Annotated in this window: 16 protein-coding genes and 1 tRNA gene; 7 read left to right on the forward strand and 10 right to left on the reverse strand. The window is 61.3% G+C overall.

The genetic code is table 11. The annotated features are described in order from the left end of the window. Nucleotides 1-59: 59 nt before the first annotated feature. Both hisN and NL154_RS18145 read right to left on the reverse strand, forming a co-directional pair. Nucleotides 60-833 carry a histidinol-phosphatase gene (gene hisN, locus NL154_RS18140; RefSeq protein WP_434733153.1) on the reverse strand — a complete coding sequence of 258 codons (774 nt, stop codon included), beginning with the start codon at nt 831-833 and terminating at the stop codon, nt 60-62. 265 nt (nt 834-1,098) lie between these two features. Then, entirely contained in the window at nt 1,099-1,980 is an 882-nt protein-coding gene (locus NL154_RS18145; protein ID WP_210629848.1) for an N-formylglutamate amidohydrolase, read from the reverse strand. 188 nt (nt 1,981-2,168) lie between these two features. On the opposite strand from NL154_RS18145, the gene cpdR1 reads away from it, so the two are divergent. From cpdR1 to NL154_RS18170, 5 genes are all read left to right on the forward strand, one after another. Then, nucleotides 2,169-2,531, forward strand: a complete 363-nt coding sequence (gene cpdR1 / locus NL154_RS18150; protein ID WP_003542883.1) for a response regulator CpdR1 — start codon at nt 2,169-2,171, stop codon at nt 2,529-2,531. An 84-nt stretch (nt 2,532-2,615) separates the two neighbouring features. Beyond that, a tRNA-Val gene (locus tag NL154_RS18155) sits at nt 2,616-2,690 on the forward strand. Nucleotides 2,691-2,787: 97 nt separating this feature from the next. Next, nucleotides 2,788-2,982 (forward strand): hypothetical protein, encoded by a 195-nt coding sequence (locus tag NL154_RS18160; RefSeq protein ID WP_311043523.1) that lies wholly within the window; start codon nt 2,788-2,790, stop codon nt 2,980-2,982. A 504-nt stretch (nt 2,983-3,486) separates the two neighbouring features. Continuing rightward, the gene (locus NL154_RS18165; protein ID WP_210629847.1) at nt 3,487-4,530 is read left to right on the forward strand and encodes a porin; all 1,044 of its coding nucleotides are present in this window, start codon (nt 3,487-3,489) and stop codon (nt 4,528-4,530) included. A 384-nt stretch (nt 4,531-4,914) separates the two neighbouring features. Then, nucleotides 4,915-5,409 carry a hypothetical protein gene (locus NL154_RS18170; RefSeq protein WP_210629846.1) on the forward strand — a complete coding sequence of 165 codons (495 nt, stop codon included), beginning with the start codon at nt 4,915-4,917 and terminating at the stop codon, nt 5,407-5,409. 6 nt (nt 5,410-5,415) lie between these two features. On the opposite strand, the gene NL154_RS18175 is transcribed toward NL154_RS18170, so the two are convergent. The 3 genes from NL154_RS18175 to NL154_RS18185 all read right to left on the reverse strand — a co-directional run bounded on the left by NL154_RS18175 (nt 5,416) and on the right by NL154_RS18185 (nt 6,758). Next, the gene (locus NL154_RS18175; protein WP_221146401.1) at nt 5,416-6,138 is read right to left on the reverse strand and encodes a hypothetical protein; all 723 of its coding nucleotides are present in this window, start codon (nt 6,136-6,138) and stop codon (nt 5,416-5,418) included. 148 nt (nt 6,139-6,286) lie between these two features. Then, the gene (locus tag NL154_RS18180) at nt 6,287-6,487 is read right to left on the reverse strand and encodes a hypothetical protein (protein ID WP_434734112.1); all 201 of its coding nucleotides are present in this window, start codon (nt 6,485-6,487) and stop codon (nt 6,287-6,289) included. Nucleotides 6,488-6,527: 40 nt separating this feature from the next. After that, nucleotides 6,528-6,758: a hypothetical protein gene (locus NL154_RS18185; protein WP_210629844.1), complete on the reverse strand. Its 231-nt coding sequence runs from the start codon at nt 6,756-6,758 to the stop codon at nt 6,528-6,530. Between the two features lie 346 nt (nt 6,759-7,104). Between NL154_RS18185 and NL154_RS18190 the strand changes: the two genes are divergently transcribed. Further along, nucleotides 7,105-8,196 (forward strand): DUF475 domain-containing protein, encoded by a 1,092-nt coding sequence (locus NL154_RS18190; RefSeq protein WP_210629843.1) that lies wholly within the window; start codon nt 7,105-7,107, stop codon nt 8,194-8,196. Between the two features lie 119 nt (nt 8,197-8,315). Here NL154_RS18190 and NL154_RS18195 read toward each other — a convergent pair whose 3' ends face one another. The 5 genes from NL154_RS18195 to NL154_RS18215 all read right to left on the reverse strand — a co-directional run bounded on the left by NL154_RS18195 (nt 8,316) and on the right by NL154_RS18215 (nt 13,019). Then, nucleotides 8,316-8,486 (reverse strand): hypothetical protein, encoded by a 171-nt coding sequence (locus NL154_RS18195; protein WP_094299101.1) that lies wholly within the window; start codon nt 8,484-8,486, stop codon nt 8,316-8,318. Nucleotides 8,487-8,643: 157 nt separating this feature from the next. Next, the gene (locus NL154_RS18200) at nt 8,644-10,161 is read right to left on the reverse strand and encodes a tripartite tricarboxylate transporter permease (protein WP_210629842.1); all 1,518 of its coding nucleotides are present in this window, start codon (nt 10,159-10,161) and stop codon (nt 8,644-8,646) included. Nucleotides 10,162-10,248: 87 nt separating this feature from the next. Continuing rightward, nucleotides 10,249-10,740, reverse strand: a complete 492-nt coding sequence (locus NL154_RS18205) for a tripartite tricarboxylate transporter TctB family protein (RefSeq protein ID WP_210629841.1) — start codon at nt 10,738-10,740, stop codon at nt 10,249-10,251. After that, complete coding sequence (locus NL154_RS18210) at nt 10,737-11,681, reverse strand: Bug family tripartite tricarboxylate transporter substrate binding protein (protein WP_210629840.1); 945 nt, start codon at nt 11,679-11,681, stop codon at nt 10,737-10,739. The genes NL154_RS18205 and NL154_RS18210 overlap by 4 nt, the downstream gene beginning before the upstream one ends. 291 nt (nt 11,682-11,972) lie before the next feature. After that, nucleotides 11,973-13,019: an ABC transporter substrate-binding protein gene (locus tag NL154_RS18215; protein ID WP_210629839.1), complete on the reverse strand. Its 1,047-nt coding sequence runs from the start codon at nt 13,017-13,019 to the stop codon at nt 11,973-11,975. 335 nt (nt 13,020-13,354) lie between these two features. Here NL154_RS18215 and NL154_RS18220 point away from each other — a divergent pair, with 335 nt between their 5' ends. After that, complete coding sequence (locus tag NL154_RS18220) at nt 13,355-15,223, forward strand: TPR end-of-group domain-containing protein (RefSeq protein ID WP_210629838.1); 1,869 nt, start codon at nt 13,355-13,357, stop codon at nt 15,221-15,223. Nucleotides 15,224-15,297 lie beyond the last annotated feature (74 nt).

Genomic DNA, 15,297 nt, shown 5'->3' on the forward strand with positions numbered 1-15,297 from the left:
CGCGCCGCCAGCGGAATCGGCCTTGCCGGCCTGGGGCATCGGCTTTGCCGAGCCCGGGTTCAGCGCTGCAGGATGGCGATTGCCTGCTCGTAGACCGCGCGGCTGCCGGCGGCGATGATCGAGCCGCCGTTTTCCGGCCGTTCGCCGTCCCAGGTGGTGATGAAGCCGCCCGCCCCCTCGATGACGGGAATGATGCCGCCGACGTCATAGGGCTTCAGCCCGTTTTCGATGACGAGATCGATATGGCCGGCGGCAAGCAGCGCATAGGCATAACAGTCGCATCCATAGCGGAAGAGCCGCACCTGCCCCTCGATCTCCCGATACTTCTCAATCTCCCCGCCGGCGAAGAGATGTGGCGAGGTCGTGAACAGAATGGCGCTCGAAAGCGCCTCGCACTGGCGCGTCACCAGCCGCCGCTCACCCTCCGGCCCGGTATAGATCGAGCCGTTCTCGTCGGCGAAATAACGTTCGCCGGTAAAGGGCTGCTCGATCATGCCCATGATGGCCCGGCCTTCCTTCTGCAGGCCGATCAGCGTTCCCCAGACCGGCACGCCCGATATGAAGGCGCGCGTGCCGTCGATCGGATCGATCACCCAGACATAGTCCCGGTCGAGCCCGACATCGCCGTGCTCCTCGCCGAGAATGCCGTGGTCGGGGAAATTCTCCTCGATCAGCGCCCGGATGGCGAACTCGGCCGCCCGATCGCCTTCCGTCACCGGATCGAAGCCGGAAGAAAGTTTATTCGTGACATCAAGGCCGGAGCGGAAGCGCGGCAGCGTCTCGGCGCGGGCGACCTCCGCCAGACGATTGAAGAATGAACGGTCAGGAAGCATGGTGACACCGTTTGGCTAGCGGGAATGCGCTTTCATAGCGAAAACGAGCGGGAATGCAAACGAAGCGGGCAACGTCAGGCGAATTGCCCAAAGATATCGCAGCGCAATATATTGCTTGACATTTGTGCAATGCAATAGTAGCGTCGTCGTTACAGTCTTCTGACTGTAAATACCCTCCTTGGGTGTTTCCTCCCTAGACTTAGCCGCGCTGACAAGCGCGGTTTTTTTTGACCTGGGGAGGCAGGTCGAGAATCAGGAAAGCAGTTTACTCGGCGGCCAGCGCTCGATCGCCGGCAAATTTTTCGACATAATCCGCCATCTGCCGCATGAAGGCCGCGACGGCGTCGGCCACCGCGGCGAAATCCTCGCGCTTCTCCAGCGTCACCTCGTCGACATAGATCGCCCGGTTCACTTCGATCTGCAGCGCGTGCAGACCGCGCGAGGGACGGCCGTAATGCTCGGTGATGAAGCCACCGGCATAAGGCTTGTTACGGATCGCCGCGAACCCCATTTCCTCGAGGATGGCGATGGCGGCGCGTGAAAGTTCGGCCGAAGCGCTGGTGCCGTACCGGTCGCCGACGATGAAATCGGGCCGCGTGGTGCAGCCCGCGACCCGCACATTGCCGGGCATCGAGTGGCAGTCGATCAGAACGCCGAAGCCGAACTGCACATGGGTGCGGGCGATCAGCCGGCGCAGCGCCGCGTGGTAGGGTTTGTAGACTGCCTCGACCCGATCGAGCCCCTCCTGCACCGGCAGCCGCCGTGCGTAGATCTCCATGTTCTCGGCAACGATGCGCGGAATGGTCCCGAGTCCGCCGGCAACCCTCAGGGAATTGATGTTGGCATAGGGCGGCAGCAGCCCGTCGAACATCCTGGGATCGAGCTCGTAGGGCTCACGATTGACGTCGAGATAGGCCCGCGGAAAATTGGCGGCGAGCAGTGGCGCGCCCAGTTCGACGGCCGAGCCGAACAGCTCGTCGACATAGTGGTCCTCCGAACGGCGGATCGCTATGCCTTCCAGCCTCGATTGGGCGATGAATTCCGGTGGATAAATTCGGCCGCTATGGGGGGAGTTGTAGACGAAGGGAATGGTCTGCGACACGGGCTCATGGACCTCAAAAAGCTCGTATTCGCGGATTTCCGGCACTTTCGGCCCTCTTTACCATGTCATGAACTGACTGCTTTGTTCATGTTGCCAGTTGCCCGCCCTCAAGTCCATACTATGTAGAAGGGATGACCATCACGCACAGGCAATTCACCGGTTGTTTACCGGGCAAAGACTAGTGTAGACGGCTGGCAGCCCACCCAAAACCTATTGATTAGCGGTCTGGATTGATGACTCAGAAGATACTTCTCGCCGAAGACGACAACGACATGCGCCGTTTCCTGGTGAAAGCGCTCGAAAAGGCCGGCTACAAGGTCCTTTCTTACGACAATGGCGCCAGCGCCTATGACCGGCTGCGCGAGGAGCCATTTTCCCTGCTGCTGACTGATATCGTCATGCCCGAAATGGATGGCATCGAGCTGGCGCGCCGGGCCACCGAACTCGATCCGGATCTGAAGGTGATGTTCATCACCGGTTTTGCCGCCGTGGCGCTGAACCCCGATTCGAAGGCGCCGAAGGATGCCAAGGTCCTTTCCAAGCCTTTCCACCTGCGCGACCTCGTCGACGAGGTCAATAAAATGCTTGCCGCGTAAGGCTTGTCGGGCGGCGCGTCACAAAACTGAAAAAAGCCTATTGACGGCTCCGAAGGTTTTGTGATCTATGCGCCGCCATCGGATGGGCGTGTAGCTCAGCGGGAGAGCACTACGTTGACATCGTAGGGGTCACAGGTTCAATCCCTGTCACGCCCACCATCCGATCTCCCTGACATCATTGACAGATCTCCGACTCGGGGATTTTATTTATCAAGACCGGCGTACGCCCGAATCCGACCTCTGGCGCAGGGGGCGTATGACGCAAAGGACGCGGACACGTAAAGCGATATCCATAATTCTGGGCCTCGCCCTGGCTGGTGTTGGCCTCTTCGGTTTCGGTTACATGCAGTTTCATGTCGTTGAACCGATCAGCATCAAGTTTTGGCTGATTCCGATCACGATATTCGCGGCTGGGGTAGCGATCCTCTGGGACGACTTCAAAAGTCCTTAAAGCACGTCGCATCAAAGCTGGTTCATGCGATGTGCTTTAGCGCGCGAGGCGATTTCTGTCTCCGCTTGAGGATGTCGCAGTCATTGAGATCCGTCCCTTGCTCCGATTGATCGGTGTCCAGGCAATCCGGTCGCCTGGCCTTGCGCCGACTCGCGTAGATTGCAGTTATGGCCGCCCTCATATGAGGAGGCGCTCATTCGAGCGTCAATTGCATACCATTGCTGAGTGCTCAGCCCCTCGTTGCTCGGAATTCAGAAGTATGATTTTTGTGACAAGCAGATGACAAGCTTGTGACAAAATGCGTGTTATTTCAGCAACATAGCCGGTGTAGCCTGCTGTCATGATCGACAACGACGTTGCGGTCCAACATCCCTTATGTAACTTCCGCGGCGAGGCAGACACCGAGCTAAAAAGGTGCCGCTTCGATCACACGGGGTGAAGACACGTAGGGACTGCCGATGGCAACGGTCTTCATCCTCTCGCATCTGAACTGGAGGTTATTCCATGAACATCAAGAGCCTTCTTCTCGGCTCCGCTGCTGCTCTCGCAGCAGTATCCGGTGCTCAGGCCGCTGACGCTATCGTCGCCGCCGAACCGGAACCGGTTGACTATGTTCGCGTCTGCGACGCTTACGGCACCGGCTACTTCTACATCCCCGGCACCGAGACCTGCCTGAAGATCAACGGCTACGTCCGTTTCCAGGTTGACGTTGCTCCGAACGCCAGCTCGATCGGCGCCGGCGGCGGCGGTTCCGTCGCCAACGACTCGGACTGGGACGCCCGCACCCGCGGCCAGGTTCAGTTCACCGCCAAGAGCGACACCGAATATGGTCCGCTGACCGGTGTTATCGTCATGCAGTTCAATGCTGACAATGCTTCGGCCCAGAAGGCCCAGCTCGACTCCGCTTACATCGACATCGCAGGCTTCCGTGCTGGTCTGTTCTACTCCTGGTGGGACGACGGCCTCTCCGGCGAAACCGACGATATCGGTTCTCCGGTAACGCTGCATAACTCGCTGCGTTATCAATACGAAACCGACGCCTTCTATGCTGGCATCAGCGTCGACGAGCTGGAAGACAGCCCGTTCTACAACGGCGAAACCGCCAACAACGTCGGCGTTGCCGTCGGTCTCGGCGGCAAGGCCGGTATCTTCAGCTACCAGATCACTGCGGGTTACGACACTGACAACGAAGAAGGCGCCGTCCGCGCCATGGGTACGGTTGCCGTCGGGCCCGGCACGCTAGGCCTCGCAGTCGTCTACGCATCCAACCCGAACGCCTACTACAACAAGGCTGAATGGGCGATCGCTGCCGAATACGCCATCAAGGCGACTGACAAGCTGAAGATCACTCCGGCCGTTCAGTACTACGACAACTACGGCATCACTGCCGGCGAGTTCAACGACGACGTCAGCGCCTGGAAGGCTGGCGTAACGATCGACTATCAGATCGTCGACAACTTCTCCGCAAAGGTCTCGGTTCAGTACCTCGATCCGGACAATGCCGACGACGTAACCTCGGGCTACTTCCGCCTGCAGCGCGCGTTCTGATCAAGGCTGCCGGCCAGACCGGCAGCTATAAATTCCTGATCTGACTGACCTCCGATCGGGAAAGAATGGGCCTGGACTTCCCTGCCTAGGCCCATTCCGCCTTGACCAGAAGTGTCCAGGCGGCAGGCGCTCGACGAGCACGGCCATTAGAGCGTCGTGCGTCCTATCGGACGCACGAACCTTGCCGATGTCCGGAAGATCATGCCGTTGCCGGACCTTTTAACCGGCAAGCCAAACCGACGTTCCGCCCTTCCGCGGGCTGGCCCGGCGAACGGCAGAATCTTTATGCTACATGGAACCAAATTTCGGACACAGAGCCGTGCCATGGCCAATCGAAGGTGAAGCGGTGATTCGCCTCGCCAGGACATGGGATTTGAGATTGAAATGAAGTTATCCGCGCTTGCAGCCGCCGGCTTTGTTGCCGCCGTCCTCGCCTTGCCAGCCTCCGCCGCGCCGGCCTCCCCGCCGGAGACATTTCCCGGCGCTCCCGGCGTCATTACGCTTTCCGGCAAATGCGCCAGACTGGTCGTCGCCAAATTCGACGCCACCAAGGGCTGCAAAAACGAGCTTGCCAGCGTCACGCTGGCCAACGGTTCGGTGACCTTCATCTTCACTTCAGACGGAAAAGCGCTCGGCTTCCAGGGCGATGGCAGCGGCATCAAGCCAGCCTCCAACGGCAATGCTCGCCTGCCGTTGAGCCTGGTAACGACGGGCGTCGGCAACAAGATGACCGGCCAGGTCAAGGTCGCCGGCTTCTGCACCTTCGGCAATCCCTACGCCGGCAAGCCGATTGCGATCGAATGCACCGCCGAAAGCAAGGACTCCTCCTTCACCGGCAGCTTCCGCACCGGCGGCCAGCTGGTGAAAAAGGGAAAATAGCTCCCGTCAGGCGGCGCACCACGCGCCGCCGGCCGCCCCTGGCTTGCGCGCCAGCCCTTCCTTGATCAGCTGCGCGCCAAAAGAGCGCCCGTCGCGCGAGACGATCCGCTGCGCGCCTGAGGGCTCGGTCGTTCCAGCCGCGTCGATGGCGAAGGGGCCGGCGTTCAGAAGCGCCAGCAGGCGCAGCTTCGCGGCAAAGGCCACTCTGCGTTCGTCATCGCAGCGCGCCTGGTCGGCCACCGGGCTTGCCATATCGGCAATGACGATCTTTTCGCCCTTGTACCAGAAGACGCCGCCGTCGCCGACGCAATTGATGTGCGCGCCCTGCCCGCAATAGCCGAAGGCGCCCGTTGCCGTCTGCTGAGCCCCGGGAGAGGCCGGGGCCGGCACCGCCTTGACCGGCTGGATGGCCGGCGTCGGGATTGCAGCCGGCGGCAGCGGCTGCGCCTGCAGCGTCGGCGGCGCGGCTCTCGGCGTCGGTGCGACAAGCGCCACCTGCTTCGGCGGCACATCCTTCCTGGTGACAGGTCTCGGCTCCGCCATTTCCGCTGCGATCGGCGCCGAGTGCCGTTCAAGCATAGGCTGAAGGCTCTTCCAATTGTCGTGAGCGACGATGCCGCCGATCGCGGCAATGCCGATCACCGCCCAGGGCAGCAACCCGCCGCCGCGCGCTCTGCTCTTTCCTCTCGCCGGCGCCTTGCGGCGGCCGCGTGTCGCTGTCTTGGCCATCTGTCCGAATCCCGTGAGGCCGGGATTATCGCTGCCCAATCCTTTCCGAAAGGTTGGCGCGGGCCGTTATCTTTGACGTGGGCCGATACTCTGGACAGCAAAACGCCCGGCATCGCCGGGCGCCTATCTCCACAGGTTTGTCTTTCGCCTAGTCCGGACGTTGGGCCGAAGGCTCATTTTTCCCCGCCGATGCAGCGCCGCTGCTGGGCGAAGCGATCGACTGTTTGCGTTTGCCGATCTCGATGCGCTTGTCGGGCCCCTCGCGGATGGCCTGCCATTCATTTTCGTGCCGGATCACAATATCCCGGGCCACAAAGTTCATTGCCATATGTTTCTCACACTGTTTCAGATCGACCGTCAGCACGCCGAAGAGGCCTTCGGAAGAGCCGTTATTTCTTCGTGTTCGTATGAGCTTTGATGTCAGGCCCCCCTTTGGAAAGGTCCGCGCCGGTCACATGCGCCGGCACGTGAATGTCGTGGATGACGCCGGGCGTCAGCGTCAGGTCGACATGATGCGGAGGCAGTACCTGTGCCTTCTGCATGCGATTTGGTCTCGCCCGCTTCATGCGGTCGGATGCCTCCGTGCGCTTGTCGGGAACATGGGTCGAAGTGTGCATCATCGGCCTCCTTTCAGCTCAACCAGGGTTTAACGAGCGGAGGCCCCCAATGGTTCCCGAAAATTTGCCGTTTTCTGTGGCGCGTTTGGCCTTGACTGGTTGGGGAAGTAGATTACCTAGGGCCTATCCCGCAGCCTTCCAGACATCGGCTACGGGGAACATTGGTGCCGGGCCCCTCTGGCGAGAGTTTTTACGGCGCTCTCGTGATGTCGGTACCGCCTGCAGCTCAGCCGGCGGATTTTTCATCGATGAAAAAGCTCACCATGCCTCGTCAGCATGCCCGTTGTGGTATGCCGCGTTTTTATAATACCTCCATCCCCTCCAAGCTTTGCGGCCGCGAGGTGCGGCCATGAACCAGTCCCAGACCAATAAATCCTCGCTCGGCTATTTCCGCTGGGCTTTCATCGTCACGGCCCTCGGGCTCATTCTCGGCGCCGTGCTCGGTTGGCAGACCACCGGCACGATCGGCGGCATGGCGACCGTCTTCTTCATCTGCACCGTGCTTGCGGTGCTGGAGATCTCGCTCTCCTTCGACAATGCCATCGTCAATGCCAACAAGCTGAAGGAGATGACGCCGGTCTGGCAGAAACGATTCCTCACCTGGGGCATCATCATTGCCGTCTTCGGCATGCGTATTGTCTTTCCGCTGGCGATCGTCGCCATCGCCGCACGCATCGGCCCCTGGGACGCTCTGGTGCTCGCCTCCCGCGAACCCGAGGAATATGCCCGCATCATGAACGATGCGCATCTGCCGATCGCAGCCTTCGGCGGCACCTTTCTGATGATGGTCGGCCTCAGCTATTTCTTCGACCAAGAGAAGACGATCCATTGGCTTCGCGGCCTGGAAAAGGTGATGGCGCGCTCGGCCACCATCAGGGGCATCGAAATCGCCTTCGTGCTGGCGCTGATGCTTGTATTCTCCTGGCTGATCGGCGGCGAGGACGCCAGCGTCTTCGTCCATTGCGCCATTTACGGCTTGCTCACCTTCCTCGCGGTCGAGGTCGTCGGCGAGTTACTCGATGCGTCGCAGCAGACGATGAGCGCAGCCGCCAAGGGCGGCCTCGGCGCCTTCGTCTATCTGGAGGTGCTGGATGCCAGCTTCTCGTTCGACGGCGTCATCGGCGCCTTCGCCTTGACGCAGAATCTCTTCGTCATCGCGATCGGCCTCGGCATCGGCGCCATGTATGTGCGCTCGATGACCATCATGCTGGTGGAGAAGGGAACGCTTGCAGAATACCGCTACCTCGAACATGGCGCCTTCTACGCCATCCTGATCCTCTCGGTGATCATGTATGCGCAGACCCTGGTGCACATTCCCGAGGTTATCACCGGCCTCGGCGGCGCGGTCTTGATCGGTCTGTCGCTCTGGTCGTCCATTCGCCACAACAGGCGCGAGAGGGCGGATGATCACGCCGACCGGCGGGAAGAACTGCACGCCTGACGTGGCAGGCGATGGAAGGTCGCAACGCGCTTCAGCATTGCGGCTATTGCTCCGACAAAAAAATAAAGCCCGCGACCATCCGGTTGCGGGCTATTTCATTCGTGCATGCCTTGAAGGGCTTAGCGGATGACCTGACCGAAGGAGGCCGGGTCGATGCCAAGCTCCTTGAGGTCGCGGGCGCGCGGACGACGGCCGGCCTCGACAGCGGCGCTGACGGCGTTGGCGGCGCTCAGCGCAGCGAATGCGCGGCCCAGGAAGCCGGCGTGGACTGAATTGCGGATGGCGGACATTATCCTGTTCCTCTTGCTCTATGATTGACCACTCATAGATGGCGGCGCGCCGGCGAATCGACAATGCACGGAAAATCACCGCAGCCATGCAAAAAGAAGCGGCCGGCGCATGTCTCCATGGCCGGCCTCCAGGCAGGGGTAAGGTTGTCTTTTTCTTCTAGTCTTCGTTTGCCGCCAGTTGCGACAGCACCTGGCCCCGACCGCGAATGCGCAGGATCAGCGGGATCAGGAAAGCAGCCGCCGCAACGATGAGCAGGCCTGCCGCGATCGGTGACATCACCAGTGTCGTCACGTCGCCCTGGCTGATCGCCAGCGCGCGGCGCAGCTGCTGCTCGGCCAGCGGCCCGAGGATCAGGCCGACGACGGCAGGCGCGATCGGATAGCCGAAGAGCCGCATCACATAGCCGAGCAGGCCGAAGGCGAGCAGCATGCCGAGTTCGAACACCGAAGGGTTGGCGCCGATCGTTCCGAGCGTCGCAAATAGCAGGATGCCGGCATAAAGCCACGGCTTCGGAATGGTCAGCAGCCGCACCCAGAGCCCGATCATCGGCAGGTTGAGGACGAGCAGCATCGCGTTGGCGATGAGCAGGCTGGCGATCAGACCCCAGACGAGCTGCGGATTGGTGGCAAACAGGAGCGGCCCCGGCTGCAGCCCGTATTGCTGGAAGCCGGCGAGCATGATCGCCGCTGTCGCCGTCGTCGGCAGGCCGAGGGTCAGGAGCGGCACCAGCGTGCCGGCGGCTGACGCATTGTTCGCCGCCTCTGGACCGGCCACGCCTTCGATCGCGCCATTGCCGAATTCTTCCGGGTTCTTGGCCAGCCGCTTTTCGGTCGAGTAGGACAGGAAGGTGCCGATTTCAGCGCCGCCCGCCGGCATCGCTCCGATCGGGAAACCGATCAGCGTGCCGCGCAGCCAGGGCTTCCAGGAGCGCGACCAGTCCTGTGCGTTCATCCAGAGCGAACCCTTGACCGCCTCTACTTGCTCCGCGGCCCGGTTGCCCTGCGCTGCGATATAGAGCGTCTCGCCGATCGCGAACATCGCCACTGCCAGCGTCGTCACTTCGACGCCGTCAAGCAGGTCGGGAATGCCGAAGGAAAGCCTGGCCTGGCCCGTCTGCTGGTCGATGCCGACCATGGCAAGGGCGAAACCGATGAACAGCGCGGTCAGGCCTCGCAGCGCCGAATCCCCAAAGGCGGAGGAGACGGTGACGAAGGCGAGCACCATCAGCGCGAAATATTCACGCGGCCCGAAGACCAGCGCCAGCTTGACGATATAGGGCGCGATGAAGGCGAGCCCGAGCGTCGCGATGAGGCCGGCGACGAAGGAGCCGATCGCCGCCGTCGCCAGTGCCGGTCCGCCGCGCCCGGCCCGCGCCATCTTGTTGCCCTCGAGCGCGGTGACGATCGAGGCGCTTTCACCCGGCGTGTTGAGCAGGATCGACGTCGTCGAACCGCCATACATGCCGCCGTAATAGATGCCGGCGAACATGATCAGCGAGCCGCCCGGATCGAGCTTGTAGGTGGCCGGCAACAGCAGCGCCACGGTGAGCGCCGGGCCGATGCCGGGCAAGACGCCGACGGCAGTGCCGAGCGTCACGCCGACCAGCGCATAAACCAGGTTCATCGGCTGCATCGCAACCAGGATACCCTGCCATAGGAATTCGAATGTGCTCATCTTGGTGTCCCAGGCGGCGTTCCCGTCCGTGCCTTCGCAATCGGTCGCCGCGAAAAATCAAAAGAGCTGACAGCACGTCCCGCGCAGTCAGAAGAACAGATGTTCGAGCGGGCCGGCCGGCAGCGTCAGCTGTAGGAGCTGCGAGAAGATCGCCCAGACGACGAAGCTGAAAACGATGCCGATCGGCAGCGAGATCCAGAGCTTGTGTTTGCCGAAGCCGCGTGCCGTCAACGCAAACAGAATACCGGTCGCAATCGAGAAGCCGGCAATGCGCAGAAGCAGCATCTGGCAGACAAGACCGGCGACGATCCAGATCACGGGCGCCACTTCTTGCTTGTCTCGTTCCGGGAACTCGCCGCGCCAGGCTTCGGCGACTGTCCAGACGCCAAGACAGAAAAGCCCGAACGCCACTACCTCCGGAACCGTTGCCGGACCGATGCGGGCATACTGTGCGATCGCCTTCAGATGCGTTGCATCCCAGGCCATCACACCCGCGATGGCGAAGAGGAAAACGGCAATGATGAACGCCGCCCGATCAGGGCGGCGCTCGGTTGCCGAGGAGGTCTTATCCTCGCTCATTGAACAAGTCCGATCTCTTTGAGAATGCCCTCGGTGGCGGAGACGTCCTTTTCGAGCTGCGCCTTGAAGGCATCCCCGGACAGATAGGTGTCGGCCCAGCCCTTGGTCTTCAGCGTTTCCTGCCAGGTGGCAGAGCCGTGCAGCTTCTCGAAGTCGGCGGTGATCTTGGCGACCTCGTCGTCCGACAGGCCAGGGGCTGCGGCGACCATGCGCCAGTTCTGGATGCTGACGTCGGTACCGGCTTCCTTCAGCGTCGGGGCATCGACGCCGTCGATACGCTTGTCGCTGGAGACGGCGAGGAGACGGAGCATGCCTGCTTTCACCTGCGATTCGAACTCGCTGTAGCTCGAAATGCCCGCTGTGACCTGGTTGCCGAGAATGGCTGCGAGCGCTTCACCGCCGCCGGAGAAGGCGACATAGTTGATCTTCGTCGGGTCGACGCCGGAAGCCTTGGCGATCAGGCCTGCGGTGATGTGATCGGTGCCGCCGGCCGAGCCGCCGCCCCAGGAAACCGAACCCGGATCCTTCTTCAGCGCCGCGACCAGATCGGCCATCGTCTTGATATCGGACGAGGCAGGAACGACGACGGCTTCATATTCGCCGGTCAGGCGGGCAATCGGCGTCACGTCCTTCAGCGTCACAGGCGACTTGTTGGTGAGGATGGCGCCGACCATGACGTAGCCGCCGACGATCAGCGAATTCGGATTGCCGGCGGCCTGGCTGCTGAACTGTGCAAGGCCGATGGTGCCGCCGGCGCCGGGAACGTTCTGGACCTGCACGTTGCCGGCGATCTTCTCCTGCTGCAGCGCAGCCTGCAGCGAACGGGCCGTCTGGTCCCAGCCGCCGCCGGGAGCGGCCGGCGCGATGATGGTGTAGTCGGCCGCATAGGCCGGCAGCGCGATGGCGGCTGCGAGAATGGTTGCGATGAACGTATGCTTCACGATGTGTCCTCCGTGGGCGGCTGAGCGAACCGCTTGTTATTCTCGAATGAATCGGGAGGGGGCCGGCCAATGGACGCAGTTGTCCTGAATGACGAGCGGAATGCCTCCCAAGGCTTCAATTCTCCGCCTCCACGGAGAAGAAGTAGCCAAAGCCACCACAACAACCTGTCATCTAGCTGACATCGGCAAGATATCCAGAAGGAGAAGCCGCTTTTTTGCCGTAATTGGGCTAGCAGCCCGCCGAGGTGTAGCAGGTATCGAGGTCATGAACCGGCCGAAGGCTGGCCTTCTTCACTGCGCCCGCAGAACCTCGTTCCAGTGCGCGATCAGCCGCGCACGCTTTACCTGGTCGAGATAGACCATCAGCCCGGGACTGACCGGCACCGGCCGAAGTTGGGCGCCGAGCAGTTCCTGCAACGTATTGGCAGTGTTTTCCCCCGCCACCTCCGGGCTGACGGCCGGGATCTGCAGCTCGCGCGCCATGATCGTCTGGCCCACCTTCGACATGAAAAAGGCAAGATAGCGGCGCCCGAGTTCCGGCTCGGCCGCAGCCTGCGGCACCAGTCCGATGCGCGACATCACCACCGTGTAGTCCTTCGGCAGCACGATGCCGACATCGGGGTGCCGCGAAGCCCAGTCAGCGGCGTAGGAGCCGAGAATATTATAGCCGAGCACGAAACGCCCGTCGGCCACGCGTTCGAGAATCGCCGAGCTCGTTGAGTAAAGTTTGACGCCGGCCGCGCCCATCGCGCCGATCACCGACCAGATGTCGCCGAATTGCTCCTGGTCGCGCGCCATGAAGAGAAAGCCGACACCGGAGCGTTCGATATCGTAAGTGCTGATCCGGCCATAGACCACATTGCCCTTGCGCTTCAGATAGTCGACGAGTTCGGCCCGCGAGCTCGGCACCGGCTCGTGCGCGAAGCTCGGTTTGTGATAGACGAACACCGCCGGCTCGAAGGTCAGCGCATAGGCGGTATTGCGCCAATTCGCCCATTTCGGCCAGGCAGCACTCATCGGCAGATTGCTGACCTGCGCATAGCCGTCGTTGGAAAGCTTCACCTGCAAGTCCATCGCCGAGGAAAAGGCAAAATCCGCCGTTTTGCCGCCGGCATCCGTTTCCCTGACGATCCGGTCGTAGATTTCACCGGTCAGCATGTCCTCATATCTGACTGCGACATCAGGATTGGCCTCCTGGAACCCCCGGATTATCGGCTGTGCCAAGGGCTCGTCGAGCGAAGAATAGACCGTCAGCACCGGTGCGGCGACATCGCCCGACTTCGCCGGATAGAAGGCTTGGTCGGCCAGGACGCAACCCGGCCAGAACGCCAGCAGCAAAATGAAAATACTCCTCATACCGCAACAATGCCCGAGCATGCCTGGAGGAGCAAGGGCGCCGGATTCGGACAGCGAGTGAATTGTCCCGACGGCAAGTATTGGCATGGCGCAGCAATAGCGTAGTTACGAGCCTGGCGACACGTTTAGCCATAAATGATTATGCTTTCATCTCGTCCTTCGCCCCTTTAGAGTATTGAAGAAGATTGGCGACGATATACGGTGCGCTGCCGCGTGAAAACGTCGAAGCCGTCCGAATTTTCTATTCGGGGGACGACTCTGCGCAACAAAAACTCTATAAAAAACTAGAATACTCCGGGTGATCCATGGGAGGGGTCATGGAACGACGACTGAGCGCTATTCTCGCTGCGGATGTCGTCGGCTACAGCCGACTGATGGGCATTGATGAGTCAGGCACCTTGCAGGCGCTGAACCGCCATCGCTGCGAACTGGTTGACGTTCGTATTTCGGACTACAAGGGCCGGATCGTCAAACTCACCGGCGATGGCATCCTTGCCGAATTCCAGAGCGTGGTGAATGCCGTGGCCTGCGCCGCCGAAATACAGCGGAGCATGGCCGCCCGCAACGAGAACGTGCCGAAGGACGAGCGCGTCGAATTCCGCATCGGCATCAATCTCGGCGATGTCGTGGTCGAGAACGGCGACATTTTCGGCGACGGCGTCAATCTTGCCGCAAGGCTAGAGCGTATCGCAGCACCGGGCGGCATCGCCGTGTCGGCCTCCGTGCGCGACCAGATCGGCTCGCGCCTTAATCTCGGCTTCGAATTCATCGGCGAGCACATGCTGAAGAATATCAGGCAGCCCGTTCAGGTCTACACCGTCACCTTGGCGCCGCCCTCCTCCACCAGGCTGGTCGCTGAGAACCGCAATACCTGCTTCATTGCCGTGCTGCCCTTCACAAATATGAGCGGCGACGCCGATCAGGATTATTTTTCCGACGGCATCACCGAAGACATCATTACCGATCTCTCGAAGATCTCGAGCCTGCACGTCGTGCCGCGCAACACGATCTTTACCTACAAGGGCATATCGGTGAAGTTGAAGCGCCTCGCCCAGGAACTGGGTGTGCGCTATGTGCTCGAAGGAAGCGTGCGCATCTTCGACAAGCGCGTACGCATCTCCGGCCAGCTGATCGACACTGCCAATGGCGACCACCTCTGGGCCGAGCGTTACGACCGCGACCTCACCGACATCTTTGCCATCCAGGACGAGATCACACAGGCGATCGTCAGCCAGCTGAAGGTGCGCCTGCTGCCGGAGGAAAAGAAGGCGATCGCCAACGAACCAACGGCCAATGTCGAGGCCTACACCTATTACCTCAGGGGCCGCCAGCTCTCGCACAGCTGGACGAAATCCTACCTGCAACTCGCAAGACGCATGTTTTGCAAGGCGGTGGAACTCGATCCTGATTATGCCCGGGCTTATGCCGGCATCGCCGATTGCGACGCTGCGATCCGCGACTGGGCGCCCGACGATGTGCCGCTGAGGCGCCTCCTCGATATGAGCGCCCGGGCTCTTCAGCTCGATCCCGATCTTCCCGAGGCCCATGCCTCGCATGGCTTGGCCCTGCATCAGAGCGGCCTCGATGATCGGGCGGCGGCCGCCTTCGAACGTGCCCTCACGCTCGACCCGAACCTCTTCGAGGCGAATTTTCATTACGCCCGTTTCTTCTTCATGCGCGGCAACTTTGCCGAATCCGTTCAATATTTCACCCGCGCCGCTGAAATCCGCCCTGACGACTACGTCTCGCCGATCCATCTGATGTCGGCCTACCGCTCGCTCGGCCGTCCGGTGGATACAGAAAACTGGGCACGACTCGGCCTGCTGCGCGCCGAACGTGCGCTCAATCTCAATCCCGAAAACTCCGGCCCGGCCCATCGCGGCGCGCTGGCGCTTGCCCATCTCGGCGATGCGACGCGGGCCCGCGACTGGGCCGCCCGTGCGATCGCCATCGATCCCGACGACATTGTCGCCCAGTATAATCTTGCCTGCGTCTATTCCGTCCTCGGCGATACCGACCAAGCAATCGACCTGCTCGAGAAGCTGCTGCCGCACAGCTCCGTCTATCACATCAAATGGTTCAACAATGATTCCGACCTCGACAACATCCGCGACGATCCGCGCTTCCGGAAATTGTTGGCGATCGCAATGACGGAACGTGAACGGATCGAGAGGACCGGGAGCTGAAATCTCGTCCCCGGCCATTCATCGAATTTTGAAAATCGCTATGACATCGCTCCGCCACCTTTGTAATCTCCTTT

Origin of the sequence: Rhizobium sp. YTUHZ044 (assembly GCF_051123975.1) — a bacterium.
GTDB lineage: Bacteria > Pseudomonadota > Alphaproteobacteria > Rhizobiales > Rhizobiaceae > Rhizobium.